Annotated in this window: 25 protein-coding genes and 3 tRNA genes; 16 read left to right on the forward strand and 12 right to left on the reverse strand. The window is 34.6% G+C overall.

The features are described from left to right. Positions 1 to 52: 52 nt before the first annotated feature. Positions 53 to 541, reverse strand: coding sequence for a hypothetical protein (locus tag IV513_RS01760; protein WP_209388801.1), 489 nt, complete (start codon positions 539 to 541; stop codon positions 53 to 55). 72 nt (positions 542 to 613) lie between these two features. Beyond that, positions 614 to 1,768: a hypothetical protein gene (locus IV513_RS01765; RefSeq protein ID WP_209388802.1), complete on the reverse strand. Its 1,155-nt coding sequence runs from the start codon at positions 1,766 to 1,768 to the stop codon at positions 614 to 616. A 98-nt stretch (positions 1,769 to 1,866) separates the two neighbouring features. On the opposite strand from IV513_RS01765, the gene folE reads away from it, so the two are divergent. The 3 genes from folE (at position 1,867) to IV513_RS01780 (ending at position 4,587) form a co-directional block, all read left to right on the forward strand. Then, on the forward strand, positions 1,867 to 2,535 hold the full coding sequence (gene folE / locus IV513_RS01770; protein ID WP_209388803.1) for a GTP cyclohydrolase I FolE: 669 nt from the start codon (positions 1,867 to 1,869) through the stop codon (positions 2,533 to 2,535). A gap of 116 nt (positions 2,536 to 2,651) precedes the next feature. Continuing rightward, complete coding sequence (gene cysS / locus IV513_RS01775) at positions 2,652 to 4,121, forward strand: cysteine--tRNA ligase (protein ID WP_209388804.1); 1,470 nt, start codon at positions 2,652 to 2,654, stop codon at positions 4,119 to 4,121. Positions 4,122 to 4,209: 88 nt separating this feature from the next. Then, positions 4,210 to 4,587 (forward strand): YchJ family protein, encoded by a 378-nt coding sequence (locus IV513_RS01780; protein WP_209388805.1) that lies wholly within the window; start codon positions 4,210 to 4,212, stop codon positions 4,585 to 4,587. Between the two features lie 62 nt (positions 4,588 to 4,649). Here IV513_RS01780 and IV513_RS01785 read toward each other — a convergent pair whose 3' ends face one another. Continuing rightward, positions 4,650 to 4,985: a DUF3276 family protein gene (locus tag IV513_RS01785; RefSeq protein ID WP_209388806.1), complete on the reverse strand. Its 336-nt coding sequence runs from the start codon at positions 4,983 to 4,985 to the stop codon at positions 4,650 to 4,652. 99 nt (positions 4,986 to 5,084) lie between these two features. Next, a complete protein-coding gene (locus IV513_RS01790; RefSeq protein WP_209388807.1) occupies positions 5,085 to 6,746 on the reverse strand; it encodes an ABC transporter ATP-binding protein in 1,662 nt (553 codons plus the stop codon). Positions 6,747 to 6,837: 91 nt separating this feature from the next. On the opposite strand from IV513_RS01790, the gene nusB reads away from it, so the two are divergent. The 5 genes from nusB (at position 6,838) to IV513_RS01815 (ending at position 11,108) form a co-directional block, all read left to right on the forward strand. Beyond that, positions 6,838 to 7,743, forward strand: a complete 906-nt coding sequence (gene nusB, locus IV513_RS01795; RefSeq protein WP_209388808.1) for a transcription antitermination factor NusB — start codon at positions 6,838 to 6,840, stop codon at positions 7,741 to 7,743. 12 nt (positions 7,744 to 7,755) lie between these two features. Beyond that, complete coding sequence (locus IV513_RS01800) at positions 7,756 to 8,298, forward strand: DUF1573 domain-containing protein (protein WP_209388809.1); 543 nt, start codon at positions 7,756 to 7,758, stop codon at positions 8,296 to 8,298. A 55-nt stretch (positions 8,299 to 8,353) separates the two neighbouring features. Then, positions 8,354 to 8,677: a preprotein translocase subunit YajC gene (gene yajC / locus IV513_RS01805; RefSeq protein ID WP_243577757.1), complete on the forward strand. Its 324-nt coding sequence runs from the start codon at positions 8,354 to 8,356 to the stop codon at positions 8,675 to 8,677. 83 nt (positions 8,678 to 8,760) lie between these two features. Continuing rightward, entirely contained in the window at positions 8,761 to 9,492 is a 732-nt protein-coding gene (locus IV513_RS01810) for an SDR family NAD(P)-dependent oxidoreductase (RefSeq protein ID WP_209388811.1), read from the forward strand. Positions 9,493 to 9,605: 113 nt separating this feature from the next. Further along, positions 9,606 to 11,108, forward strand: coding sequence for a carbon-nitrogen hydrolase family protein (locus IV513_RS01815; protein WP_209388812.1), 1,503 nt, complete (start codon positions 9,606 to 9,608; stop codon positions 11,106 to 11,108). Between the two features lie 79 nt (positions 11,109 to 11,187). Here the strand turns inward: IV513_RS01815 and deoD are convergent, their stop codons facing one another. The 3 genes from deoD to IV513_RS01830 all read right to left on the reverse strand — a co-directional run bounded on the left by deoD (position 11,188) and on the right by IV513_RS01830 (position 15,245). Further along, positions 11,188 to 11,898 (reverse strand): purine-nucleoside phosphorylase, encoded by a 711-nt coding sequence (gene deoD / locus IV513_RS01820; protein WP_209388813.1) that lies wholly within the window; start codon positions 11,896 to 11,898, stop codon positions 11,188 to 11,190. A 318-nt stretch (positions 11,899 to 12,216) separates the two neighbouring features. Then, a complete protein-coding gene (locus IV513_RS01825) occupies positions 12,217 to 14,313 on the reverse strand; it encodes a T9SS type B sorting domain-containing protein (RefSeq protein WP_209388814.1) in 2,097 nt (698 codons plus the stop codon). A 134-nt stretch (positions 14,314 to 14,447) separates the two neighbouring features. Beyond that, positions 14,448 to 15,245, reverse strand: coding sequence for a hypothetical protein (locus tag IV513_RS01830; protein WP_209388815.1), 798 nt, complete (start codon positions 15,243 to 15,245; stop codon positions 14,448 to 14,450). Between the two features lie 197 nt (positions 15,246 to 15,442). On the opposite strand from IV513_RS01830, the gene glgP reads away from it, so the two are divergent. After that, on the forward strand, positions 15,443 to 17,101 hold the full coding sequence (glgP, locus tag IV513_RS01835; RefSeq protein WP_209388816.1) for an alpha-glucan family phosphorylase: 1,659 nt from the start codon (positions 15,443 to 15,445) through the stop codon (positions 17,099 to 17,101). Between the two features lie 63 nt (positions 17,102 to 17,164). Here the strand turns inward: glgP and IV513_RS01840 are convergent, their stop codons facing one another. After that, positions 17,165 to 17,638 (reverse strand): hypothetical protein, encoded by a 474-nt coding sequence (locus IV513_RS01840; RefSeq protein WP_209388817.1) that lies wholly within the window; start codon positions 17,636 to 17,638, stop codon positions 17,165 to 17,167. A 127-nt stretch (positions 17,639 to 17,765) separates the two neighbouring features. Here IV513_RS01840 and IV513_RS01845 point away from each other — a divergent pair, with 127 nt between their 5' ends. Both IV513_RS01845 and mtaB read left to right on the forward strand, forming a co-directional pair. Continuing rightward, the gene (locus IV513_RS01845) at positions 17,766 to 19,895 is read left to right on the forward strand and encodes a S9 family peptidase (RefSeq protein ID WP_209388818.1); all 2,130 of its coding nucleotides are present in this window, start codon (positions 17,766 to 17,768) and stop codon (positions 19,893 to 19,895) included. A 165-nt stretch (positions 19,896 to 20,060) separates the two neighbouring features. Beyond that, on the forward strand, positions 20,061 to 21,407 hold the full coding sequence (gene mtaB, locus IV513_RS01850) for a tRNA (N(6)-L-threonylcarbamoyladenosine(37)-C(2))-methylthiotransferase MtaB (protein WP_209388819.1): 1,347 nt from the start codon (positions 20,061 to 20,063) through the stop codon (positions 21,405 to 21,407). 25 nt (positions 21,408 to 21,432) lie between these two features. Here mtaB and IV513_RS01855 read toward each other — a convergent pair whose 3' ends face one another. Both IV513_RS01855 and IV513_RS01860 read right to left on the reverse strand, forming a co-directional pair. Next, positions 21,433 to 21,789, reverse strand: coding sequence for a hypothetical protein (locus IV513_RS01855; RefSeq protein WP_209388820.1), 357 nt, complete (start codon positions 21,787 to 21,789; stop codon positions 21,433 to 21,435). A gap of 22 nt (positions 21,790 to 21,811) precedes the next feature. Continuing rightward, positions 21,812 to 22,567 (reverse strand): transglutaminase domain-containing protein, encoded by a 756-nt coding sequence (locus IV513_RS01860; RefSeq protein ID WP_209388821.1) that lies wholly within the window; start codon positions 22,565 to 22,567, stop codon positions 21,812 to 21,814. Positions 22,568 to 22,696: 129 nt separating this feature from the next. Between IV513_RS01860 and IV513_RS01865 the strand changes: the two genes are divergently transcribed. Further along, entirely contained in the window at positions 22,697 to 24,199 is a 1,503-nt protein-coding gene (locus IV513_RS01865) for an FMN-binding glutamate synthase family protein (RefSeq protein WP_209388822.1), read from the forward strand. A gap of 71 nt (positions 24,200 to 24,270) precedes the next feature. On the opposite strand, the gene IV513_RS01870 is transcribed toward IV513_RS01865, so the two are convergent. Then, positions 24,271 to 25,017 carry a hypothetical protein gene (locus tag IV513_RS01870; RefSeq protein ID WP_209388823.1) on the reverse strand — a complete coding sequence of 249 codons (747 nt, stop codon included), beginning with the start codon at positions 25,015 to 25,017 and terminating at the stop codon, positions 24,271 to 24,273. A 54-nt stretch (positions 25,018 to 25,071) separates the two neighbouring features. Here IV513_RS01870 and IV513_RS01875 point away from each other — a divergent pair, with 54 nt between their 5' ends. Continuing rightward, positions 25,072 to 25,506 (forward strand): RNA-binding S4 domain-containing protein, encoded by a 435-nt coding sequence (locus IV513_RS01875; protein ID WP_209388824.1) that lies wholly within the window; start codon positions 25,072 to 25,074, stop codon positions 25,504 to 25,506. A gap of 4 nt (positions 25,507 to 25,510) precedes the next feature. Here IV513_RS01875 and IV513_RS01880 read toward each other — a convergent pair whose 3' ends face one another. Continuing rightward, the gene (locus IV513_RS01880; protein WP_209388825.1) at positions 25,511 to 26,026 is read right to left on the reverse strand and encodes a shikimate kinase; all 516 of its coding nucleotides are present in this window, start codon (positions 26,024 to 26,026) and stop codon (positions 25,511 to 25,513) included. A 117-nt stretch (positions 26,027 to 26,143) separates the two neighbouring features. On the opposite strand from IV513_RS01880, the gene IV513_RS01885 reads away from it, so the two are divergent. The 3 genes from IV513_RS01885 to IV513_RS01895 all read left to right on the forward strand — a co-directional run bounded on the left by IV513_RS01885 (position 26,144) and on the right by IV513_RS01895 (position 26,482). Next, positions 26,144 to 26,216 (forward strand) — tRNA-Lys (locus tag IV513_RS01885). A 32-nt stretch (positions 26,217 to 26,248) separates the two neighbouring features. Next, a tRNA-Leu gene (locus IV513_RS01890) sits at positions 26,249 to 26,331 on the forward strand. A 78-nt stretch (positions 26,332 to 26,409) separates the two neighbouring features. Then, a tRNA-Lys gene (locus IV513_RS01895) sits at positions 26,410 to 26,482 on the forward strand. The last annotated feature ends 61 nt before the right edge of the window (positions 26,483 to 26,543 follow it).

Raw genomic sequence — 26,543 nt, forward strand, 5'->3', positions numbered from 1 at the left:
AAGAATTTCGGCGGAGCCAAAGGCTCCGCCGAAATTCTATCTAATTTATAGGCTACAAAATCTCATTTTGGTATTTCAATAGTCTTTCAAAAACACTTTTTGTGGTCGGTTTGGAAGAGTTTAAATTAAAAATAAGCATTCCGCTGTCGATGTTGAAATAATACTTTTTGTCCTGATCAGAGATAGAAAACCATTTCAGAAGTCCGTTTACAATATTAATGTCCTCCCATTTTATGATGCTTTCTTTCAATAAAAAAGTATGAGGATGTTGATGTAGAGTATCAACGAAATAAATATTTTGGTCTTTAATGAAAATCATTCCGCTTCCCTGAAAAGCTTTAATTTTAAAAAACTCATTTTGAGCATTCCCAAGATTATAGCGTACAAATGCATAAAACTCAGGCTTTCCAATTTCATTCAGTAAGAGATTTTGCTTTTTTCTCCGACTTTTTGCTGCCAAATAAGCAATTAAGAAAATAATTGCCGGAATAGAAAACAGCAATACAACAAAAAAAATAATGAAAATAATTATTGGATCCATAAAACTGTATTTTAATATTGTAACCTAAGTTTAGCTTTCCATTTTATTAATCCTTATCACAAACTCATGTTATTATAATTCAGGATGTCTTTCAAAGGCTTGGGTTCTGTTGAATAGATATCGATAGGTTGCAAGCTTTCGAGTTACTTTCGTATCGAGATTTTCAGCAATTTTTATCATTTTGGGATTAAAATCGCCAATCCACTGCATTTCGGTAACTTTAAAATCGGTATATTTTCTAAGATGCTGAGTTCCCTCCCAAATCATAAATCCCTCAAGACCACGTTTCTGCCATTCCGGAATTACACCAAAAACAAGACCAACCATTTTTTCGTTTTTCCTGAATTTTTTTATCCAAAGGAATTTAAGCTTTTCCCAAATCCCAAATTTTCCATTAAGATATTTAAACCATTGGTTCGTATCCGGGAGATTCATCCACATGGCAACAGGTTTTTCATTTTCGTAAACAAACCAAGAAATATGCTCGTTGATGATGGGCTTCATCGTCTTAAACATTTTCAGGACTTTGGATGTTTCCATGCGTTTTCCTTCTCCGTGTGCAGCCCAGGCTTTATTGTAGATTTCGGTAAAATCCGCGGCAAATTTTTCCAGATTATTCTTTGTCATTGGTTTTGCAGAAATATCTGGATTTTTACTGTGTTTTGCATGCATTACCGTAAAAACTCTGGAAACATCCCCGAAGATAGGTCTTGAAAAGCAAAGCTGTTCAAAATAAATTTTGAATCCGTAATTTTCGAAAAGATCTTTATAATAAGGGAAATTGTAGTTCATGCCATAAAGAGGTTCAACGAATCCTTCGATTACCAATCCCCAGAATTTATCACGTTCACCGAAATTAATAGGTCCGTCCATCGCTTTCATTCCTCTTTCCTGAAGCCAGTTTTTACAATAATCAAAGATAAAATTGGCTGTTTCTTGGTCGTTGATGCAGTCGAAGAATCCTATTCCGCCTGTAGGTTGTTGCTGCAGATAAGTTTTGTTAATAAAAACGGCAACTTTGCCAACTGTTTCGTTATTTTTATTGATGAATAGAAAGCGTGTACATTCGCCTTCCTTAAAGAATTTATTTTTTTGCGGATTGAAGATGTCCTCAATGTCGATATTGCGTGGTCTTATGTAATTTTTGTCGCTTTGGTAAAGTCTTGCAGGAAACTCTAAAAATTCTTTTTTCTGGGAGTAGTTAAGTACTTCTTCAGCAATAATCATGGTATAAAATGATGGTGTAGCCTAAAGATAATGTTTTTCGGCTAAATTAAATATGATGAACAGATTTTATCCGTATTTTTGTTGCAAATTAAATAAAAATGGTTGATTTTACGGATAACGACGATGATATTTTCACAGGAAAAGAACATACGCCTATCAGGGAAGATGCTTTTGAAAAATCACCGGAAGAAAAGATAGAAAAAATTACCGCACTTTTTGGGGAAATTATGGAAACGTTGGGGCTCGATATGACAGACGATTCTCTTAAAGATTCTCCCAAAAGAGTTGCTAAAATGTATGTAAATGAAATTTTCGGAGGACTTTTGCCTCAGAATAAACCAGGGATTTCTACATTTTCTAACAAGTATAAGTACCGCCAAATGTTGGTGGAAAAAGATATTACCGTATATTCTTTCTGCGAACATCACTTTTTACCAATAATCGGAAGAGCACATGTTGCTTATATTTCGAATGGAGAAGTAATTGGGCTTTCAAAAATCAACAGAATTGTAGATTATTATGCGAAAAGACCGCAGGTTCAGGAAAGATTAACAATGCAGATTGTAGATGCCTTAAAGGAAGCATTAGGAACAAAAGATGTCGCCTGTATAATAGATGCAAAACACCTTTGTGTAAACTGCAGAGGCATAAAAGATACGGCAAGTTCTACTACAACAGCAGAATTAAGTGGCATCTTCAGAACCAATCCTATTACAAGACAAGAGTTTCTTCATTATGTAGGAAGCCATACTAAACTGGAGTATTAAAATGATAAAATTTAAAACAATTTCAAACCGAATTTTTATTGCAACAATTATCTGTTGTGCTTAATTTGTTTTGAATTTAATTTAAAAAATCATTTATCAATCATCAATTATAATTAATGCAACTAAAAATATACAACTCGCTTACGGGCGAAAAAGAAATTTTTAAACCCATTTTAGAAGGAAATGTAGGAATGTATGTTTGTGGACCCACCGTTTACAGCAACGTTCATTTGGGAAATGTTAGAACGTTCCTTTCTTTCGATTTTATTTACAGAAGTTTAATGCATTTGGGCTACAAGGTAAGGTATGTAAGAAATATTACCGATGCAGGGCATCTTACTGATGATGGCGATGTAAATAATGACCGTTTTGTAAAGCAAACCCGTCTCGAAAAGCTGGAGCCAATGGAAATTGTTCAGAAATATACGGTAGATTTTCATAAAGTGTTGCAACTCTTCAATCTTTTACCGCCTAATATTGAACCTACTGCGACTGGTCATATTGTGGAGCAGATAGAACTTACTCAGAAGTTAATTCAAAAAGGATTTGCTTACGAAAGTAATGGTTCTGTGTATTTCGATGTTTTGGAGTACAATAAAAGAGGTCTTAATTACGGGGAATTATCTAAAAGAAACATCGAAGAACTTTTTGCCAATACCCGCGATTTAGACGGACAGGGTGAAAAGAAAAATCCGCAGGATTTTGCACTTTGGAAAAAAGCTTCTCCGGCACATATTATGCGTTGGAATTCGCCTTGGGGAGAAGGTTTCCCAGGATGGCATCTTGAATGTACTGCAATGAGCACTAAATATTTAGGTGAAACTTTTGACATTCACGGAGGAGGAATGGATCTTAAATTTCCTCATCACGAATGCGAAATTGCTCAAGGTAAAGCTTGCAACGGAGCTGAACCTGTACATTATTGGATGCATGCCAATATGTTGACGATGAATTCTCAGCGTATGAGTAAATCTACAGGAAATTATATTCTGCCGATGCAGTTAGTAACGGGCGAAAACGATTTTTTTGAAAAATCTTTCCATCCGTCTATTGTACGTTTTTGCTTTCTGCAGGCACATTACCGTAGCGTATTGGATATTTCCAATGATGCGATGCTTGCGAGTGAAAAAGGCTTTATCCGATTAATGGAAGCCATTAAAGTTTTGAATGACATTACTCCTAATGATGAAAAGCAATCTGCTTTCCGTCTTGATGAATGGAAAAATAAAGCTTACGATGCTTTAACGGATGATTTTAACTCTCCGGTTTTAATTGCACATCTTTTTGAAGCTGTAAAATACATTTTTGCTCTAAAAGATGGTAAAGAAACTATTTCAACTAAAAAAGATTTAGAGGAATTGAAATCTGTCTTGAATGCTTTTGTATTTGATGTTTTGGGGCTTCAGACCATTGAGGAAAATAACAATGAAAAGCTGGATCAGACTCTGAAGGTTTTAATTGAATTAAGAAATCAGGCAAGAAAATCTAAAAACTTTGAACTTTCGGATCAAATTAGAGATAAACTTCTTGCAGAAGGCATCGAACTGAAAGATGGAAGAGATGGAACTTCCTACGTTTTGAACTAGAACTTTAAATATATTCCTCAAATAATTTTGAGGAATTTTTTTATTTAAAAAGTGAAAAGTAAATCATTTAAAATTTAATATTTCGAATATGAACTGTCCATGCTGTTCTGGTAAAAGCTACGGAGAATGCTGTAAGCCCTATCATTTAAAGCAAAAATTTGCTCCCACTGCTGAAGCTTTAATGAGGTCTAGGTTTTGTGCATTTGCAATTCCTAATGGAGAGTATTTAATGGATACCACACTTCCCGAGAAAAGGAAATTTCATAATAAAGAAGATTTGCAGGAATGGGGAGAAAGTAATGAATGGATTAAACTGGAAATTCTAGAAAAACCTTCAATGAGTAAAGTGGAGTTCAAGGCTTATTTTATAGATGAAGAGGGAAATGAACAAATTCATCACGAATTGTCTACTTTTAAAATGATTCAGAATCGTTGGTATTACGTAAGCGGTAAATTTTTAGATTAACGAGATATTTACGAAAATTAAACAAAAAAAGCATCCATTTGGATGCTTTTTAATATTATGTCTTAAACTTCGTCGTCAGAATCTATGGTGTAAGATCTGCTTTTGAAATCTTTATCGTGTCTTTCTGATATTACATCTTCACCTTTTTCGTTGATGATGAAATCTGTAGATTCATTAAACATTTCCTGAAAGCTTTTGAAATCTTCTTTATACAGATAAATTTTGTGCTTTTCGAATGTTGCCTCTCCGTTGTCTCCGAAGTTCTTTTTACTTTCGGTAATTGTAAGATAATAATCTCCTGCTTTCGTCTCGCGCACATCAAAGAAATAAGTTCTTCTTCCCGCTTTTAGCACCTTCGTGAAAATTTCATTTTCATGGCGTTCCTTGTAATCACTCATTATTAGATAATTTTTAATCTTGTTAAGAACAAATATAAAATATTTCTTTTAATCACAAAATTTTTTTTATGATTTATTTAACAATTCAGAAAAAAAATCCTAAGCAGTTGCAGAATCGACAATATCGCTTAAATTAAGTATTTTGTCTGCTCTTTGTGCACTCGATTCTCTGTGTGTGATGATTATTGAAGTGGCAGATTTTATTTTGGTGTCGATGTTTTCTAAAATATTCTGTTCGGTTTCAGTATCTAAAGCGGATAGAGAATCATCAAAAATGATGATATGTGGATCTTTTATTAAAGCTCTCGCAATACAGATTCTTTGTTTTTGTCCGCCGGAAAGCATTACGCCTCGTTCTCCTACCATTGTTTTATACTGTTCCTTAAAATCTATAATGTTTTTATGTACATCTGCAATTTTCGCATATTCTACAACTCTTTCGTGGGTTGGGTTGTCTATTGCGAAGCCAATATTCTGTTCAATAGTATCAGAAAAAAGGTAGCTTTCCTGTGGGATGTATCCTATGAATTTTCGGTAATTGGTTAAGTTGTGATCTTTTAAATTTTTGCCGTCTATTAAAATTTCACCTTCTGTAGGATCAATAAGTCGACAGAGCAAAAGGGCGATGGTAGATTTACCACTTCCGGTTTTACCCATAATCGCCAAAGATTTTCCGGCTTCAATTTTAAAACTTAAATTTTCAAGCGCTTTAATTCCGGTATTGGGGTAAACGTAAGAAACATTGCGGAATTCTATATCACCTTTTATTTGATAATCATCGAAATTTTTGTTGTAAATCTCAGATTGCTTATCCATAAATTCATTAATTCTCTGCATAGAAGCTTCAGCTCTTTGATTAATCGAAGTTACCCATCCAACCATAGAAAAAGGCCAGATTAAAATATTAATATACATGAAAAAATCTGCAATTTTTCCGACAGATAATTCTCCTAAAATGTATTTCTGACCTCCAATAAATATTACAGCTACATTCAGTAATCCGATTACAAAAAGGATGATGGTGAAAAAATATGCTTCTGTTTTGGCTAAGTCTAATGCTTTGTTTTGATAATCGTTTACTTTAATTCCATAATTTTTTTCGATGTATTTTTCTTTGGCGAAATATTTCACAACCCGTATTCCCGAAAAACTGTCCTGAACAAATGTTGAAATCGCAGACTGGCTTTTCTGCATTATTTTAGACTTTTTATTGATAACGGAACTTACTTTGAAAATAATATACGATAAAACAGGAAGTGGAAGTAATGTCCATAAAGTCATAGAAATATCTGTTTTAATCATGTAAACGCTGGTAATCAGCAATAAAATCAATAAATTTATTACATACATTACACCAGGACCGAGATACATTCTTACCGCTACAACATCTTCACTCAGGCGGTTCATTAAATCCCCGATGGTGGTTTGTTTGTAATCCGTAAGCGATAAATCCTGATAATGTCTGTAGATTTTATTTTTCAGCTCGTATTCTATTCTTCTTGAAGCAACAATAATGGTTTGCCTCATCATAAAGGTGAAAAATCCGGTAAGAAGAGAGCATCCTACAATAATGGCTACGTAAATTAAAACTTGCCGGTTGAATCCCAAATTACCGTTTTTAGCAAGCTCATCTACCGATTTACCTACAAACTGTACTTTATATATATTGAAAAAATTACTGGCGATGATGAATAATAACCCCCAAAACAATAGTATTTTGTGCTTCCAGAAATAAGGGTTGAGTGTTTTCAGTGCTTTCATAAACTTTCACAAAATTACAAAAATTGGAGCAGAACGAGAATCGAGTAAATTTTAAATTTCATATCTTTGCCCGCATAAAAAAGCTCTTTGAATGTTAGGAAGAAGACAAATCCGTGAGAAAGTGGTAGAAACTGTTTATTCGTACTACCAAAACCCTGTTAAAACAGATGTATTAGAAAAAAATATGTTTACAGGAATAGAGAAAATCTATAATCTCTATATTTTTCAGTTGAATTTTTTGGTAGGTTTGAAAGAGCTGGCAGAAAATCAGATGGAAATTGGTAAAAACAAATACTTCAAAACAGATTCTGATATAAATCCCAACCAAAAATTCATCAACAATCAGGTTTTAAAAAAGCTTGAAGAAAACCCTGAAAGACTTTTCTTTACCGGACAGCACAAAGATCTTAAATGGGATCTTCATGATGATATGCTGGTAAAAACTTTCCAGAGAATAACTGCCGGAAAAAGGTATCAGGATTTTATGAAAGAAGAAGGCTATTCTTTTGAAGAAGATCAAAAGTTTATCGGGAAGCTTTTCTTGAGGTATATTGCAGAAAACGACGATTTCCACGATTACATCAGCGATAGAGAGCTTACTTGGGCAGATGATATTCACATTGCCAATTCGATGATACAGAAAACCATCGGTTTTATGAAGGAAAACGAAGAAAGCAGGACGCTCATTAAAATGATGAAAGACGAAGAGGATAAGAATTTCGCCAGCAAACTTTTGAGAGATACTCTCAATAATTGGGAAGCTAATGAAAAGAAGCTTTCAGAACGTCTTGAAAACTGGGATTTGGAGAGAGTTTCTCTTATGGATAAAGTTATCTTAACGACTGCTTTTACAGAGTTGGATAATTTTAGTTTTACGCCTTCAAGAGTAATTATTAATGAATATATCGAGATTGCTAAAGTATTTGCAACCGACAGATCGAATATTTTCATCAATGGTATTTTAGACAAATATTGTAAAGATTTAAACAGAATTTAAACAAAATAAAAAATGAAAAAGACATTATCAATAATAGCTTTATCCGTTATCGGATTCGGATTGGTTTCTTGTAAAAAAGAAGAGAAAAAAGAAACTTCCAATACAGAAATTACTAATGTAGACTCTACTAATGCACCTAAAGATAGCAATTCTACAGGACAAGTAGTGCCAGAAAATGTGCCGGTTCCTGCTAATACAGCTGTAACAGGTGAAACACCTACACCTGTTAAATCTAACCAACCTATTACTACTGTTGCACTTTCTGAAAACAGTTTTGATTTTGGAAACATTAAAAAAGGTAAAAAAGTAGACCACGTATACGAAATCACTAATACAGGTAAAAATCCTTTAATTATTTCTGAAGTTAAACCTGGGTGTGGATGTACTGCTCCAGATTTTACAAAAGATCCGATTATGCCGGGTAAAAAAGGAAAAATTACTTTAAGTTTCGATTCTACTAACTTCGATGGTGCTGTTAGTAAATATGCTGATGTTTTTGCTAACGTAGATAAGTCGCCGATTAAATTAACATTTACAGCTAATATCGAAAAGTAATATGATTAATTTAGAAACAATATTTTTGCAGGCTGCACCGGGAGGAAATTCTCCTATGATGCTTATTATGATGGGGGTAATGTTTGTTGGGTTTTATTTCCTGATGATTAGACCTCAGATGAAAAAGCAGAAAATGGAGAAAAAATTTCAGGAAGAACTAAAAGTGGGAAGCAGAGTAGTTCTTACTTCTGGTCTTCATGGGAGAATTGCACAGGTTCTGGAAGACGGAGTAATTATTGAAACTCTTTCTGGCAAATTGAAATTCGAAAAAGCGGCTATTTCAAGAGAGTTCACCGAAAACCGTTTTGGTGAAAAAGCTACAAAAGCTGCGGCTGAAAAACCTGCAGATAAAAAAGAGATTGAAACCGAAAAAAAATAAATTCAGAATTTTAAAATACTTCGTTTCGGCGGGGCGGCGAAGCCGCCCCGCCGAAACTTTTTTTACATAAAAAATATTCTTTCATGAGTCAAAATATAAACAAAATGGTACTTATTTTAGGAGCTAATTCGGATGTAGCAAAAGAATGTATCAAAAAATATGTTGCCAAAGGATTTTCTGTAATTGCGGCATCTAGAAATTTACAATCTTTAGAAGAATTCGTACATGCCAATAATCTAAATTCAAAAGTTACAATTTTATATTTTGACTCATCCGATTTTGGTTCTCACCAGAAATTTTACGATGCACTTTCCGTAAAACCTCATATAGTTGTTTATGCAGCAGGATTTTTGGTGGAAAATGAAAAAGCCTTAAAGGATTTTAGCGGAACTCAACAAATGATGCAGGTTAATTACATGGGAGCCGTCTCAATTCTGAATATTGTTGCCACTGATGAAAGCAATAAAAATTTAGAACGAATCATTGGGTTGTCTTCACTTTCGGGAGTACGTGGAAGAAAAAGTAATTTCGTCTATGGAAGTACTAAAGCCGCATTTACAACCTATTTAGCAGGTTTAAGACAAGAATTGTCGCACAGAAGAATTAAAGTTAATGCTTTGGTAATCGGATATATTGATACCAAAATCAATGCTGGTTTAGAATTGAATAAAAACCTTATCATGCAGCCAGATTATGTTGCAGATTTTATTGTAAATGCCGGAAATACGTTTACTATCGTCCCCAATTTTAAGTGGAAAATCATTTATTTTATTCTAAAAATCCTTCCGGAAAGTTTGGTCGCAAAATTACCGTGATTCAGATAAAAAAAATTGAAATTTTCATTTTTTCAAGCTTGCTATTCTTTCTTACAGTCTTCTTAAACTTGATATTTTCTAAGTTTTTATTTAACTTTAGGAAAAAATAAAATATGCAGATAGAAACGCGTACCTTAAAGGTTGAGGATTATGATGAATTGGTAGAAACAATGAGAAGGGCTTATCCCCAAATGTCGGAATATGTATGGTCTAAAAAAAGTATCGCAAAACTAAATAAGATTTTTGAAGCAGGGCAAATCTGTATTACCGTAGATGATAAAATAGCAGCAGTTGCACTTTCAATTATAGTAAATTATGATGAGTTTGGGGATGACCACACTTACAGCGATATTACTGGGAATTATACCTTCAACACCCATATTTCTACCGGAAATGTACTGTATGGTATCGAAATATTTGTAGATCCGCAATATCGTGAGTTGAGGTTGGGAAGAAGATTGTATGACGCGAGAAAAGAGCTCTGCGAACAGCTCAATCTTAAATCTATAATTCTTGGGGGCAGAATTCCTCACTACCATAAATACAGTCACGAACTTTCACCCAGAGAATACATCCGAAAAGTAAGAGATAAGGAAATGTACGATCCTGTGTTGTCTTTTCAGCTATCCAATAATTTTTTGCCAATAAAAGTTCTCAAAAAGTATCTTCCTGAAGATGAAGCATCCAGAGAAAATGCAGTTTTGCTTCAATGGAATAATATCTATTACAGCAAAAAACCAAATACAATGCAGGACAGTGTGGTTAGGCTGGGTTTGGTTCAATGGCAAATGAGGCATTTTAAAGACATTAATGCATTTTACGAGCAGGTAGAATTTTTTGTGAATGTAATGGGCGATTACAAATCAGATTTTGTACTGTTTCCGGAACTTTTCAATACTCCTTTGCTTGCACCGTTTAATAAGCTTTCGGAACGTGACAGTATGATTGAATTGGCAAAACTCACCGAACAGATTAAAAATAAAATTTCCGAACTGGCAATCAGTTATAATGTCAATATCATTTCGGGGAGTATGCCGATTTTTGAAAATAATGATCTGTATAACATCAGTTATCTCTTGCATCGCGATGGAAGAATAGATGAATACAGAAAAGTACACATTACCCCGAATGAAAGAAAATATTACGGAATGAAAGGGGGCAACGAGATTAAAGTTTTTGATACCGATTGCGGAAAAATAGGACTGGTAATTTGCTATGATGTTGAATTCCCCGAATTACCAAGAATTCTTGCAGATCAGGGCATGAAAATACTTTTTGTACCTTATCTTACCGATACGCAGAATGCATATACCAGAGTTCGTCATTGTGCCGCTGCAAGAGCTATCGAAAACGAATGTTATGTAGCGATTGCTGGTTGTGTGGGAAATTTGCCGGGTGTAAATAATATGGATATTCAGTTTGGTCAGGCTGCGGTTTTTACCCCTTCAGATTTTGCTTTTCCATCCAATGCGATTAAAGGTGAAGCCACACCTAATACAGAGATGACTTTAATTGTAGATGTAGATTTGAATTTACTGAAAGATCTTCATTACAACGGTTCTGTACAGGTTTTAAATGACCGTAGAAAAGATCTTTATGATACTTATTTGAAATAAAATCCCGGAATATTTCTGCGATAAATTACAAAAAGCTCATTTTCAGTGAAAATGAGCTTTTTTTATGCATTTTTTTAGATTAAATTACCTTTAAAGCAGATTCTAAAGCCAATTCAATCATAGGTTTTAAAGCTCTTTCTCTTTCATCAGAAGAAATTTGCTCCTGAGTAGGAATAATATCGGAAACGGTAAGAATTGTTGCCGCATTTTTTCCTAATTGTTTGGCATTAGCAAATAATCCAAACGCTTCCATTTCTACGGCAGGACAGCTGTATTTTGTTGCAATCTCCGGGATTGCAGGATCTTTTCTATAAAAAATATCACTGCTGTGGATGTTGGTTGCTCTTGTTTTCAGACCCAGTTGTTCAGCCGTTTCGTTAATAACATGGTAGATATTTCCTTGGTGAGGGAGAATATCATCTTCAAATCCCCATGCAAATTTTGCGTACGTGCTTTCACTTGCCGCATTTTCCACGTTCAGAAGGTCAAAAAGTTTTACGTCATTAGAATATCCGCCGCAAGTTCCGATTCTTATGATGGTTTCCACTTCATATTCTGTAAACAGTTCAAACGAATAAATTCCGATGCTTGGGAAACCCATTCCGCTTGCTCCAACAGTTATTTCTTTTCCTTTATAAGTTCCTGTGTAATAAAAAATACCTCTTGTCTGGCTCACCAATTTTGCGTTTTCAAGAAAATTTTCAGCGATATATTTTGCTCTCAAAGGATCACCGGGCTGCAAAACTACTTTGGCGATTTCACCTTTTTTAGCACTAATGTGAATGCTCATATTTTTTGTTTTTTTAAATTTTGACAAAGATAACAATTAACTGAATGATGAAGTTGTTCTATTTTCTGAGAGATTGAAAAATATTCTATTAATGGTTTTTATTTGGAGCTGTTTCCTGCTTTCCGCTGTATCTTTTTTGTGGCAGACTCCGCTTCGCTTCGCCTGCCACAAAAAAGGATGCCGCTGCAATCAGGGCTAAAGACATTCGTAAAGTAGTTTTGCGGAACAGAGCTGAATGGATAGTGTTTTTTTTCTCGAAAAAGCATTCTAAAACAGAAAAACCGCCCACAGGCGGTTTTCCATAATCTTATATTCCAATTATTCTCTGTTTTTTACCATTACCCATCCGGAATATTTCATTTGGGTATTTTTTTTGTCATTTTCATTCCAAGTAATAGAATACCAGTAATTTCCGGTAGGAACTTTTTTGTTTCCGGAAGTTCCTTCCCATTTGTAATTATTGAACTTGCCGGCATGGAAGATCATATTTCCATATCTGTCATACACATCAAAAACAAGATTCTGTTTATTGGCTAATGCAGAATAATCTATAGCATCATTATATCCGTCACCATTGGGAGTAATTACATTAATGATATTAGGAACAACAATCGAAATTTCAATAGGATTACAATTGTATTGGTCTTTTACAAAGATTTTATGATCTCCTCTTTTCAGATTAGAGAAAACATTAGAATCTTGCCAAGAAACATTATCCATAGAATATTTGTATGGTGCAGTTCCTCCGTTTACATTGATGGTAACAGTTGTATTAGAGATGTTCACACTGGTAATTACAGGGCTTTTGGCTGCATAAACTCTTACATTCTGAATAGCAATACAGTCTCCGGTTTTAAGTTTTACCCAATAAGTACCTACTCCAATATTAGAAATTGTTTGTGTAGTGGCTCCGGTGCTCCATTCGTACTCGCTGAATCCAGATCCGGCATCCAGAGTTGTTTTGTCTTCAAAACAAATTGTTTTATCTTTCAATACTGTAGAATAAACTGGAGGAATTACTTCCAAATTTATTTTAGCGATATTATAGCAAGCATTCGCATCTGTTACTTTTACAAAAACATATCCGTTGGGAGATACATAATTCTGATAAGCAGTAATTTTATTGGTTTCGTTAATAGCATCGGTTACAGAAGGGTAATATTCTTTTGTTAATCCGGATTGAGAGGAAACATTCGCAGTAGAAAGATCGAATACTCCGGTTTTTATAACAGAATTAAAAGTACACACCTTTAATGTAGCGTCCTTAACGGAAAAACCAGAATAAAAACTTAAAGTTATTGCAGCAGAATCTGAACAGCCTTCTGAAGTGGTAACCAATGCATACACAGTTCCGGGACCAGAAACATACTGTGTAGGATTGCTAATCTGAGAAGTACCTGCATTCAGATCATTCATAGTAGGGAAATATTTTATCACCACATTACTTCCCGAAAATACGCCTGCAGTAGTAAGGTTATATAATCCCTGTCCGCTGTAATTATTGTTACATGCATACATAGTGACATCATTGGCAACAATATTTCCTTGTTTAAACTTGAAAGCTCCAATTTGTCGGCATGAATTCAAAGGATTGTTTGGGTTCGCAGGATCCTGATAATGAATACTGTAATAATAAGTAGTAGTTGTATTTACAGTTTGATTTCCTGTAAGAGGGTTTAATCCTGTTAATGCATCATTTTGAGAATTGTGATAAGATACAGTGAAATTAGGATTTGAATTCAGAATTCCCGCAGAAAGTGTGCTGAAATCAAATGTTGCCGGGCTCACACAGATAAGAATTTCTCTAGGATCATTAGGGTTTGCTGCCGGAGATCCGGGAGGAACAAAAGGATTTGGTTGAATGCTAGGATTGGTAAATGGTGAAGATAAAGTAGCTGTTCCGCCCCAAGTAAGCGAAAAAGGTGCTGTGGTAGAACTACCAGCTCCCACCCAGTTATCAATATATAAATAATAAGTTTCGCCAGCCGTTACATTCAGGTATTGACAGTACGGTGTTAAAGAACCTCCGGCAGCACTCGTAATGGTGCTTGTCATATTCAGACCTGTTGAAGCACCCACGCCAACAACAGTTGCTGCATTACAGCGAATGGGAGTTCCAAGAGATCCGCATGTTGAATTGGGACCGTAAATTGCCCAATCATAATCCGCATCAGAGTTGGTAGGTACCAAATCAAAAGTTAAAGTTCCACTGGTTGCAATTGTAATTTTATACCAGATAGAATTGTGTTCTCCGCTGCTAAGACATCCTCCCAAAGATTCGTTCACATTGCCTATACCTGTAGGGCTATATGTAATGGTGGAGTTACCACATACCGACAAAGCGGTAGAGCAGTCTGCCTGAGAGTACAATAAAGATGAAATGCAGAAAAGAGTAGCTAATAGAATTTTTCTCATATCTTATTGGTATTAAGGTTAAAGTGTATCAAATTTAAATAAATTTATTTAAAAATCACTATATTTAAAATAATAATCCAAATATGATAAGGAATAATTCTATTATTTGCTTATTCTATATAATAAGCTAGGTTTTATTTAATACTTGTAATATTTCCATAAAGATTCTCGAGGTGAAAAATTTTATGAAACGGACTTTTAACCGATTCAAGATGTTGCTGATCCTGGATAAACGTGTATCTGGATGCAATAGAGTTCATATCCGAAACAATTACCAGCCAACATTCGTCCACAGAATTATCGTAAAAAGGAAATTTTTCATTCTTCTTTTTAATAAGTTCTACAATTTTTTCGGAACATAGCTCATCAAAAAGATTCATATTGTATTCGTGAGTGATAAAAACATTTCTGCGGTGAGAAGATTTTCTCAAATTTTTCACAACTCCAACAGGTTTTTCTTTTTTAATGCTTTTATAGATGTTAAGAATAATTTCCTGCTGTTTTTCTAGATTATCAATAGCAATATGCTCGTGAAATTCCAAAAAATAAACGCCACGATATTTCGCAGCGTTTTCTTGTTCCAGTAATATTTCCGCCTGGCGGAAAATCTTATTCAGATTACTTTCCATTTTTTTCATTTCAAGATGATTAATCACTTCAGTAAGTTCTATTCCTATCTTTTTACCATTGCATTTGGCGATAAAATCGGGACTTTCGCAAGTGAGATTTTCAAAAGTGATTTCCGGGAAATGATGCATGAAAGAATTGAGCAGAAGAATTTCTGTTTTCTTTTTATACTTTTCGCGTTGGTGAAGAGGAGATTCGTCTATCGTACGGTGATATTTTTCTATAGGTTTCTTTTTTAAGTGTCTGTTGAGATAATACAAACTGAGATTTTTTACCAAATCTTCCTCCGAAAATGCTCTTTTCATGATATTGTATTTAAAGAAATGAATACTTACCCGATGTTGAAATTGTTTTGAAGTTTTTGATTATCAAAAATTTACATTTAAAGGTAGTAAAAATTATTATTCATTAATTTTTTTAAAAATAATTTATCAAATAATTAATACTTAGTTTATTTTCTTATTCAATACCTTTGTTTCTTTTTAGCACAAACAAATGATTTATGGATTTTAAAAACTATACAATACCTTATCATATCAACCCAAAATTTTCTACAAAAGTTGCTTATTTTTCTATGGAATTTGCTTTGGAGCAGGTTCTGAAAATCTATTCTGGCGGATTGGGCTTTCTTGCAGGTTCTCACATGAGAAGTGCTTATAATCTTAATCAGGATCTTATAGGAATCGGTATTTTGTGGAAGTTTGGATATTACGATCAGGCAAGAAACCACGATCAGACTTTGCAACCGGTCTGGACAAAAAAAATGTACAGCTTTCTGGAAGATACGGGGATAAAGTTTCAGATAGAAATTCACAGTGCTCCGGTTTGGGTGAAGGTTTGGTATCTGGATCCTGAAATTTTCAATACAGCACCAATGTTCTTTCTTTCTACAGATGTTCCGGAGAATGACCATGTTTCGAAAACAATCTGTCACAGATTATATGATGCCAATGAATCTACTAAGCTTGCGCAGTATATTTTGCTGGGAAAAGGTGGTGCAAAGCTTTTGGACGAGATGAATATAGAAAGAGATGTTTATCATCTTAATGAAGCTCATGGGCTTCCTGCAGCATTTTATCTCCTGAAAAAATACGAAGGTGATTTTAGAAAAGTAAAGCAGAAGCTCGTTTTTACCACTCATACTCCAGAAGAAGCTGGGAATGAAAAACATAATCTGAAACTGTGTTACGATATGTCTTATTTCTCGGGATTCAGTATGGAGGAAGTTAAAAATCTTGAAGGATCGGATGGAGAAATGTTCAACCATTCTCTTTGTGCTTTAAAAATGGCAAGAATTGCAAACGGAGTTTCTCAGTTGCACGGAGAAGTATCCAGAGCGATGTGGAGCAAGTATAAAGGCATTTGCGAAATAAAGTCTATTACCAACGCTCAGGAATTCAAATATTGGGCAGATAAAGAGCTTTACATTGCTAAAGATGAAAATAACGATACCATTTTTGATTATCGTAAAAAACTTCTCAAAAAAAGATTGTTTAAGATTGTGGCAGATCAGACAGGGAATTTATTCAACCCTAATATTTTTACCATAGTTTGGGCAAGAAGATTTGCAGGCTATAAAAGAGCAAATTTGCTGTTGCAGGATAAAGAAAGATTCAGAAAATTGCTGAATAACCCTAAATATCCGGTGCAGATTATTTGGGCAGGAAAACCATATCCGATGGATTATTCTTCAATTTCTACATTTAATACTTTAGTTGAAGAAAGTAATAATCATAAAAATATGGCTGTTCTTACCGGCTACGAACTTGCTTTAAGCAAATCTTTGAAACAGGGTTCAGATGTTTGGTTAAATAATCCGAGGGTTCCGCGAGAGGCTTCGGGAACTTCGGGAATGACGGCTGCAATGAATGGGTCGGTGAACTTATCTACCGACGATGGCTGGATTCCTGAATTTGCAAAACATGGCGAAAATGCTTTTGTTGTTCCTAAAGCAGATTATCTGAATATGAGTATTTATGAACAGGATAATTATGACCTGAATACATTATACGATATTCTGGAAAATGAAATTCTTCCTATTTACTATGATCAGCCAGACCAGTGGAGAAAAATTCAGCACAATTCTATGAAAGATGTAAAAGAATACTTCAACAGCGATAGAATGGCAGAAGAATATTATGCTGTGCTTTATAATCATTAAAATAAAGCAGGAGTTTATTAATAAAAAATCGGTTTGAGCAACGTCAAACCGATTTTTTTATGATTAGGATTTTGGTACCGTAACACCAATTTCGTAAACGTTTGCACTTTTCAGATATTTAGATCTTTCTCGGGAAGTTACCGATTCGAAAGCATCGTTTTTCAGTACGATGATAGGATCTTCAGCATTTTCAATTTCAAAACTTGCGATGTATCTTTCATCTGGAGGAGACTGTTCAAGTTTTGCCTTTATTTTCTGTAATTCATCGGCATATTGTCTAAATCCTTCGTCAGACGAGTGAATGAATTTGTATTCTGGTCCTGCATCTACAAAATAATGTAATTTTTTTTCTATGAGTCCTGCTTCATTGCTAATTACGGGATTATCATTACCATCTTTAAAGGCTACTTCTACTAATTTTCCACCTTCATTTTGGGCATAATTTTTAGCATCATTAAAATCAGAAAAGCCGGTAAAAACAGTTTTGTCTTCAAGATCGTAGCGGTTTAATTTTCTTTCATTGTCTTTTGTTTCCATAATTATTGGTTTTAAGGATGTAATCATTAATATAGAATAACTATTCAATTTTTTTGCCAAAACGGTAAGTTCCTAGTTCACCTTGAGAAAATAAAATGTTTATCTTTGAAATTCAGGATTTATTACAATGAAAAAACTTATTCTTACACTTAGTCTTGTGGCTTTATTTCAGAATTTTAATGCCCAGGAAATTACTTTGGATAAAATATATTCGGGATATTACCGAGGAAAAGGAATTGCCGGAATTACCTCTATGAAAAACGGCGAAAGCTATCTGGTAATAGAACAGGGCGGAATTGCCAAGTATTCTTATAAAACTTCTCAAAAGGAAGGTAATCTTGTTGATGGAAATTTTGAAAGTTATGAGTTTTCTGATGATGAATCTAAAATTCTTTTGCTAAAAGACAGTCAGCCTATTTACAGACACTCTTTTTTAGGAATATTCGATGTGAAAGACCTTAAAACAGGAAAAACCATCACTCTGAATGAAGGAAAACCTATTCAGGAACCTAGATTTTCTCCAGACGCTACAAAAGTAGCTTTCATTACAGATAATAATTTTTTTTATCAGGATTTATCATCAGGCAATATCACTCAAATTACAAAGGATGGTAAAAAGAATGAAATTCTGAACGGTTTGGCAGACTGGGTGTATGAAGAAGAGTTTGGGCATGCAAGATTATACGAATGGACAAAAAATTCGGATGCTATTGTTTTTGTGAAATCTAATGAAAAAGAAGTGCCCGAAATTTACATTCCCATCTACGGAAAATCGCTTTATCCATCCGAGATGAGGTATAAATATCCTAAAGCTGGTGAAAAAAATTCGGTGGTTTCTGCATATATTTTCAGTTTAGGAAAAGGCAGTATAAGTAAGATTAATCTTGATAATTTTAAGAATTATTACATTCCGAATGTTATTCAGACTTCCGCTTCAGACGAAATGGTTCTCATCACTTCGCAGAGAACACAAAATGCTTCGGATGTTTTAAAAGTAAATACCAAAACCGGAGCCGTAACAAAACTTTTTACAGAAACCGACAACCAATGGATTGATACAGATAATGTAACCTTAGAGTTTTTGGAGGATAATTCTTTTCTTTGGGCTTCAGAGAGAGACGGTTTCCGCCATCTGTATTGGTATGATAAAGACGGGAAACTGAAAAAACAGGTAACAAAAGGAAATTGGGAGGTTACCGATTACTACGGATTTAATCCAAAATCTAAAGAAATTTACGTTCAGACGACAGAAAAAGGGAGTATTAATAAAGTGGTTTCAAAAATCAATATAGAAAACGGGAAGTCTCAGTTGGTTTCTAATGCGGAAGGAAATAATTCTGCTAATTTCAGTAAAAATTACAATTACTTTATCGAAACTTCTTCTACCGCCTCAAAACCCTATACTTTTGTATTGAAAGACGGAAATGGAAAGGTAATGAAGGAGCTTCAGAATAATGATGAACAGCTTAAAAAACTTCAGTCTGATAATTTTTCTGAAAAAGAATTTATCACAATTCCCAATTCTGCGGGAGATCAGATGAATGCATGGATTATAAAACCTAAAAATTTTGATCCTAAGAAAAAATATCCGCTCTTTATGTATCAATATTCCGGACCGGGATCGCAGCAAGTGGCTAATTCTTGGGATAACGGCAATGCAATTTGGTTTGAAATGTTGGCTCAGAAAGGTTATGTAATTGCGTGTGTCGATGGAAGAGGAACCGGCTATAAAGGAGCTAAATTTAAAAAAGTTACCTATAAAAACCTTGGAAAATACGAGATTGAAGATCAGATAACAGCAGCTAAATGGTTAGGAAATCAAAGTTACATTGATAAAAGCAGAATAGGAATTTTCGGTTGGAGTTTTGGCGGATATATGGCAAGTCTTGCAATGACGAAAGGAGCAGATGTTTTTAAAATGGGAATAGCAGTTGCACCTGTAACGAACTGGAGGTATTACGATTCTGTATATACCGAAAGGTTTTTGCTCACTCCGCAAGAAAATCCTGCAGGATACGATGATAATTCTCCGACAACGCACGCCAAATTGCTGAAAGGTAAGTTTCTGCTAATTCATGGAACTGCGGATGATAATGTGCATTTTCAAAATTCTATGGAGTTTTCGGAAGCTTTAATTCAGAATAAAAAACAGTTCGATTTTATGGCGTATCCGGATAAAAACCACGGGATTTACGGAGGACAGACCAGACCGCAACTTTACCAGAAAATGACAGAATTTATCTTGAATAATCTTTAAAATAAATTTAAAATATATCAACAATAAGCTGCTTCATTCTTCCGAAGCGGCTTATTTGTTTTTTAAAGCATCTTCAAATGCCTTTACAATATACTGAAATTGTGGTCTGTACATATTCATCTTAAATTGATTATCTTTGCACCCATAAAATTCAGCTTCAAAAAAATGTCAACAATTCAAAAAACTGCCGCATATCATACCCTTGGTTGCAAACTCAATTTTGCAGAAACCTCTACGATTGCCCGTCAATTAACAGATGCAGGGTACAGTAAGGTAAGTTTTGATGATAAAGCTGATGTGTATGTAATCAACACCTGTTCGGTTACAGAAAATGCAGACCGCGAGTGCAAACTTCATGTGAAAAGAGCCATGAAAGCCAATTCTGAAGGTTTGGTGGTGATTGTTGGATGCTATGCACAGCTGAAACCAGAAGAAATATCGCAAATTGAAGGGGTAGATTTGGTTTTGGGAGCCAAAGAAAAATTCAATATTTTAAGTTATCTTGATGATCTTCAGAAATCTCAACATGAAGGTATTGTGCATTCTTGCGAGATTGAAGAAACAGATTTCTTTATCGGAAGCTATTCTATAGGAGATAGAACCCGGGCGTTTCTTAAAGTTCAGGACGGTTGCGATTACAAATGTACTTATTGTACTATTCCTTTAGCCAGAGGGATTTCTCGTTCTGATACCATCGAAAATGTACTTAACAATGCCAGAGAAATTGCCGGAAAAGGAATAAAAGAAATTGTTCTAACCGGTGTAAATATCGGAGATTACGGAAAAGGTGAATTTGGCAATAAAAGACATGAACATACTTTCTTAGATTTAATTTCAGAACTGGATCAGGTGGAAGGAATCGAGAGAATCCGTATTTCTTCTATTGAACCTAATCTTCTGAAAGACGAAAGTATCGAACTCGTTTCTAAAAGTAAAAGTTTCGTTCCGCATTTTCATATTCCTTTGCAGTCGGGAAGTGATGATTTGCTTAAAAAAATGAAACGACGTTATCTCACAAAACTGTACAGCGACAGAGTGGCGAAAATTCGTGAAGTAATGCCTCATGCAGCAATTGGGGTAGATGTAATTGTAGGTTTTCCGGGAGAAACAGAAGAGAAATTTTTAGAAACATATAATTTTCTGAATGAACTGCCAATTACTTATCTGCATGTTTTTACCTACTCCGAAAGAGAAAATACAGAAGCTGCAGATATGGGAGATATTGTACCTATTTCTGAAAGAAAAAAGCGCAACAAAATGCTGAGAATTTTATCTGAAAAGAAAAAAATGGCATTTTACCAAACCCAACTCGGAAATACGCTTCCTGTTCTTTGGGAACATGAAAATAAAGAGGGGAAAATGTTTGGCTTTACAGAAAATTATGTGAGAGTACAGAAAGATTTTGATGCTAAATCGGTTAATACCATCGAATTCTTAAAACTTGATAAGATTGAATCCGATGGTACTGTTTCTGTGCTGAATTCTTATGAAAACTTCCTGGAGAAAGTTTAGTGAAATTGCTGTTTCTTATTTATATTTATTTGGGAATCGTCCAAAATAAATCTGGATTATTGGTTTTGTAATATGTAAAATTAACTCCGGTTTCGGTATTACTTTCTTGTTTCTTTTGTGGAGTTTGTTCAATTCCATCTAACGGAAGCAGTTCAACATACGTTACTTTTTTTCCTTTTTTCCAGGTTTCTGTATTGTATTCGCTTTCCAATGTGGTTTGCATTCTGTATAGATTTTTTGCCATATAGTTTTCCAGATAGTCTTGTTTTGTTTGTAGATATTCTCGGTTCCAGTTAGCATCTGCATTCAAAACTAACGGAAGCCCTTTGGTAAGTCTTTCTCTTACTTCCTGAATGCTTAAAAGATCTCCGTGCTCGTTCATAACATAGGCATCAAAAGTGGGGTCAATCCAAATCCATTTTTTTCAAATCTTTACTGTACACCATATTAATAACGTGGCAGTCATCAAAATTGGTTTCTTTAGGCATGCAGGTTATGTAGCGGGATTTTATGCCCATAGAAAGATAGCATTCGTTTAGAATTGTGGCGAGCATTCTACAGTTTACGCCACGATTTTCGGCTTTACAGACTTTTATTAAATCAACAACATTTTTTAATGTAGGATTATTGCTGCTTCCATCGTGCCGAACTAAGTTGTGTACCCAATGCATTAAATTGAAAATTTGAGATAATTCATTTCCTTTTCCTGCAATAGAATCTAATCGTAGTTCTTTTCTTATTTTTTTTAAGTCTTCATTCTCTTTAGACTGATAAGTGAATTTTGGAATCAATCTTTGGTCTGAAAAATTATATTTCTCGCCACCTTTTAAAATTTCCAATCGGGAAGGGACGTATTTTATTTGTGTTCTTGCAGAATCTTTACCTTTCAGCAAAATAATAAAATTATATTCCTTTTTCGGATCAATTTTAAAGGATATAGAATCTATATCTGTGTAGAAAGTTACTTTTTTGGAGGAAGTTGTGTACACATCCAACTTTTCTTCCGGAACAATATTCCATGCATTTTTTTTGAGTGTGTTTCCGTCTTTTATGTCTACACTTATAGAATTTGCTTTAATTACAGGTAGTTTTTTCTGTGAAAACAAAATGCCCTGTCCCAAAATGCAGATCCCTAAGAACGTAAATATTTTCTTTTTCATGGCAGTATTATTTTAAGGTTTATTTTTAAGACAACAAAGTAGGCTAAAATGTTTCATTTCTTCTTGTTTTTTTATTTAATTTTTCTTCTCGTTTTCATTCTTTATATTTGAGGTTAAAATAATGAAAGAATGAGAAACAAATTTTTGTTGTGGGGAGTTGTTTTGCTCCTGTGTACATGGGTAATTGCTTTATTAATAAAAGCCCATTACTGGATTCCGATACTTCTTACAGCGATTTACTTTCTGGGAGTTTATAATATCACTCAGAGTAAACATGCCATTTTAAGAAATTTTCCAGTATTAGGATATTTTAGATATTTTTTCGAAAATATTTCTCCGGAAATGCAGCAGTATTTTATCGAAAGAGAAACAGATGGCAAGCCTTTTCCTCGAAATCAAAGATCTGCAGCATACAGACGCTCCAAAAATCTTAGCGATACAGTACCTTTCGGAACTCAGTTGGAAGTTAATCATAGAAAATATGAGGGTATAAAGCATTCTATTTATGCTAAAAGTCCGAAAGAAGAATTGCCTAGAGTTTGGATTGGCGGTGAACAGTGCAGTAAGCCTTATCATGCCTCATTGTTTAATATTTCCGCAATGAGTTTTGGTGCATTGAGTGATCGTGCTCAGATTTCTTTGAACAGAGGAGCCAAAAAAGGTAATTTTTATCATAATACCGGTGAAGGGGGTATTTCTCCATATCATTTGGAGGGGGGGGATCTTTGCTGGCAAATTGGTACGGGATATTTTGGATGTAGGGATGAAGAAGGGAAATTTAATCCAGAATTATTTGCTAAATATGCATCTCTTCCGAATGTTAAGATGATTGAAATTAAATTATCTCAAGGAGCTAAACCAGGGCATGGAGGGGTTTTGCCGGGAGTTAAAAACACCCCGGAAATTGCAAAAATACGCCACGTAAAACCGGGAGAAACTATTTTGTCACCTCCATCTCATTCTGCTTTTTCTAATGCAGTAGGTTTATTGCATTTTGTACAGGAATTGAGGGTGTTATCCGAAGGAAAACCAGTAGGTTTCAAATTGTGTATTGGCGATACCAAAGAATTTGAAGACATTTGTGTTCAGATGAATGTTTTGAAAATTTATCCTGATTTCATAACCGTAGACGGAGCCGAAGGCGGAACAGGAGCTGCACCACCAGAATTTTCAGACGGAGTAGGAATGCCTTTAGAGCCTGCTTTAATATTTGTAAACCGAACTTTGAAAAATTACAGCATCCGAGAACGAGTGAAAATTATAGCAAGCGGAAAAGTACTTACAAGTTTAGATATTTTAAGAGCGGTAGCTATGGGAGCTGATGCGTGTAATAATGCGAGAGGATTTATGTTTGCATTGGGATGTATTCAGGCGTTGAGGTGTAATAATAACAAATGCCCGACTGGAGTGGCAACACAAGATAAAATGCTGATAAAAGGACTAGATGTTACCGATAAAGCCGAAAGGGTTTATCATTTCCATAAGAATACGCTGCACACTTGTAATGAACTCATTGCTGCTGCAGGAAGAGACAGCTATGAAGAAGTAGATGCTTCCATGTTTATGAGAGGTGATGAGTTTGAACATCTTTCTGATAAATATTTCCCGGATATCTTAGGGAATGTGAAGTAACTTTAATTCAAATCTAAAAAAAAGTGCACCAATATTAATTGATGCACTTTTTTAATTTATTTACTGTCAGTTTATTGTTGATCCGCAGGTCTTACCTGTGTATTGTAAACTTGGAAATTAAATACAAAAGTAGTGTTTTTAAGTCCGTAATAATTTTCATTTCTTGCAAATGCTGCTTTAGATGGAACAATAATTACACCCTGAAGATTGTAGTTGGCTTCATTTGGCATTCCCTGAAAACCTGTGAAGTAAGATAAGCCTTCCTGAAAGCCTTCAATTTCATAATAGCTTCTTTGTTTTGCAATATATGTGGTAGCAGCATCCAAAACAGATTTTTTCACATAATAAAACTTAGGATCTGTAACAGGACTTGGGTTTGAATCTATGGTGTTCACCAAAGCTCCGTAAGAAGTAAGCGATACGTTTCCGTCCAAATCTGTGGCAACATAATAATTTGCTCTTATCATCATCTTAACTAAACTTGCTGTGTTTGAATTAGAATCAGTGTTAATAGCAACTCCGGGATTTGGCTGGGCGTCAACTCTTTTTATATAGATAACTCCGGAAGGAAGTTTTACAGGATTCAGCTCCGACAGTTTTTTGAAATTATCATCAGCAGGATCACTCGCGCTGAATGCTTTTACATTTCCCTGACTGTCGAGATAATTGGCATCCATAAATTTCTGAATAGCCTGCTCGTCATAAGAATTTCTTACCGCAATATCATCTGGTTCTACAAATCTTTCCACTTCATCATCCTTTTTACAAGCTGTAAAACACAAAGATCCAGCAAGGATATATAAAAATATTTTTTTCATTTCAAAAACTTTAATTACTTTACAAATAATATAACGACAAAAGTATAAAAAAATATGAGAATAGATAAATTTTTATGGAGCATTCGTTTTTACAAAACCAGATCAGTCGCTGCAGAAGAAATTAAAAAGAACCGGGTTTCTATAGGAACATCTGTTGTGAAATCTTCTAAAGAGGTTAAAGAAGGAGATGTAATAAAAATCCGTAAAAATCAGATTGATTATCAAATTAAGGTCATTCAGATTCCTAAAAGCAGAATAGGAGCGAAACTGGTTTCCCTTCATATAAAAGATGTAACAGATAAAGAACAGCTGGAACTGTTAAAAATGAGAAAGCTCAGTCAGGATTATTACCGTATCCGTGGCGAAGGCAGACCTACCAAGAAAGACAGAAGGGATATGGACGATTATGTTGAAAATGATCTTTCTTCCGAATTTACAGATTGGGACGATTTTTTTGGTGAGGCAGATAATGATAATAATGAAAACTAAAGCTCTAGAGATAGAGCTTTTCTGTTATTTCTGAAATGATATTTTCCGGTGTTTTATCATCTGTTGTGATACTGAATTGTGCTTTACTGTAAAAAGCATTTCTTTCAAAAAGATGTTTGGCAATAAATTCAGGAAGTTCGCTGTCTGCAATTCTGGCAATTAAAGGTCTTTTTTCTTTTTGCTTTAATAATCTTTCTGATAAAACGGGAATTGAAGTTTTCAGAAAAATGCTTTTAGAACTATTATTAATAATTTCCATATTATTATAATACGCTGGAGTGCCTCCACCCAGACTCAGTACAGTGTTTGCCTGTGTTGCCAAAATTTCTTCCAAAATCTCCCGCTCTTGCTTTCTAAAGTAAATTTCGCCCTTTTTTTCGAAAATTTCAGGAATTGTAAGCTTTAAGCGACGGGAAATCTCCTTATCGAGATCAATTAATTGAAAATTTATTTTATCGCTTAATATTTTGGAAATGTGAGATTTGCCGCTCCCCATGTATCCGAGTAGTGAAATTATCATGAATTTATTTTAAACAAATTTGCGAAAAAGTTTTGAGATAATGAAAAAAGTCCTATCTTTGCACCACTAAAAACAAGGGACGTTATTTATAACGAAAAACTTGATAATAAAGTGGCCGACTCGGTAGCTCAGCTGGTAGAGCAATACACTTTTAATGTATGGGTCCTGGGTTCGAATCCCAGCCGGGTCACAAGTGAAATCTCGCATACGTTGCGATTTTTTGCCTGCGTGGTGAAATTGGTAGACACGCCATCTTGAGGGGGTGGTTTCCTAAGGATGTGCTGGTTCGAGTCCAGTCGCAGGCACTGCAAAAAAAAATATTAAAGAGGTTGAGTGTGGTATTAAAATAAATTTTTATATTTATCTCAATTAATTTGATGGCCGACTCGGTAGCTCAGCTGGTAGAGCAATACACTTTTAATGTATGGGTCCTGGGTTCGAATCCCAGCCGGGTCACAAGTTTACTGAAAAGTAAATTTTTTTCATATTAATATTTTGTGATTTGGTGTTCAAAGGC

Source organism: Chryseobacterium sp. RR2-3-20 (assembly GCF_017808115.1).
GTDB classification, from domain to species: domain Bacteria; phylum Bacteroidota; class Bacteroidia; order Flavobacteriales; family Weeksellaceae; genus Chryseobacterium; species Chryseobacterium oryzae.

Coding starts and splice junctions, on each gene's coding strand:
- IV513_RS01760 (WP_209388801.1), bottom strand. CDS start 541: ATGGATCCAATAATTATTTTCATTATTTTTTTTGTTGTATTGCTGTTT.
- IV513_RS01765 (WP_209388802.1), bottom strand. CDS start 1,768: ATGATTATTGCTGAAGAAGTACTTAACTACTCCCAGAAAAAAGAATTT.
- folE (WP_209388803.1), top strand. CDS start 1,867: ATGGTTGATTTTACGGATAACGACGATGATATTTTCACAGGAAAAGAA.
- cysS (WP_209388804.1), top strand. CDS start 2,652: ATGCAACTAAAAATATACAACTCGCTTACGGGCGAAAAAGAAATTTTT.
- IV513_RS01780 (WP_209388805.1), top strand. CDS start 4,210: ATGAACTGTCCATGCTGTTCTGGTAAAAGCTACGGAGAATGCTGTAAG.
- IV513_RS01785 (WP_209388806.1), bottom strand. CDS start 4,985: ATGAGTGATTACAAGGAACGCCATGAAAATGAAATTTTCACGAAGGTG.
- IV513_RS01790 (WP_209388807.1), bottom strand. CDS start 6,746: ATGAAAGCACTGAAAACACTCAACCCTTATTTCTGGAAGCACAAAATA.
- nusB (WP_209388808.1), top strand. CDS start 6,838: ATGTTAGGAAGAAGACAAATCCGTGAGAAAGTGGTAGAAACTGTTTAT.
- IV513_RS01800 (WP_209388809.1), top strand. CDS start 7,756: ATGAAAAAGACATTATCAATAATAGCTTTATCCGTTATCGGATTCGGA.
- yajC (WP_243577757.1), top strand. CDS start 8,354: ATGATGCTTATTATGATGGGGGTAATGTTTGTTGGGTTTTATTTCCTG.
- IV513_RS01810 (WP_209388811.1), top strand. CDS start 8,761: ATGAGTCAAAATATAAACAAAATGGTACTTATTTTAGGAGCTAATTCG.
- IV513_RS01815 (WP_209388812.1), top strand. CDS start 9,606: ATGCAGATAGAAACGCGTACCTTAAAGGTTGAGGATTATGATGAATTG.
- deoD (WP_209388813.1), bottom strand. CDS start 11,898: ATGAGCATTCACATTAGTGCTAAAAAAGGTGAAATCGCCAAAGTAGTT.
- IV513_RS01825 (WP_209388814.1), bottom strand. CDS start 14,313: ATGAGAAAAATTCTATTAGCTACTCTTTTCTGCATTTCATCTTTATTG.
- IV513_RS01830 (WP_209388815.1), bottom strand. CDS start 15,245: ATGAAAAGAGCATTTTCGGAGGAAGATTTGGTAAAAAATCTCAGTTTG.
- glgP (WP_209388816.1), top strand. CDS start 15,443: ATGGATTTTAAAAACTATACAATACCTTATCATATCAACCCAAAATTT.
- IV513_RS01840 (WP_209388817.1), bottom strand. CDS start 17,638: ATGGAAACAAAAGACAATGAAAGAAAATTAAACCGCTACGATCTTGAA.
- IV513_RS01845 (WP_209388818.1), top strand. CDS start 17,766: ATGAAAAAACTTATTCTTACACTTAGTCTTGTGGCTTTATTTCAGAAT.
- mtaB (WP_209388819.1), top strand. CDS start 20,061: ATGTCAACAATTCAAAAAACTGCCGCATATCATACCCTTGGTTGCAAA.
- IV513_RS01855 (WP_209388820.1), bottom strand. CDS start 21,789: ATGAACGAGCACGGAGATCTTTTAAGCATTCAGGAAGTAAGAGAAAGA.
- IV513_RS01860 (WP_209388821.1), bottom strand. CDS start 22,567: ATGAAAAAGAAAATATTTACGTTCTTAGGGATCTGCATTTTGGGACAG.
- IV513_RS01865 (WP_209388822.1), top strand. CDS start 22,697: ATGAGAAACAAATTTTTGTTGTGGGGAGTTGTTTTGCTCCTGTGTACA.
- IV513_RS01870 (WP_209388823.1), bottom strand. CDS start 25,017: ATGAAAAAAATATTTTTATATATCCTTGCTGGATCTTTGTGTTTTACA.
- IV513_RS01875 (WP_209388824.1), top strand. CDS start 25,072: ATGAGAATAGATAAATTTTTATGGAGCATTCGTTTTTACAAAACCAGA.
- IV513_RS01880 (WP_209388825.1), bottom strand. CDS start 26,026: ATGATAATTTCACTACTCGGATACATGGGGAGCGGCAAATCTCACATT.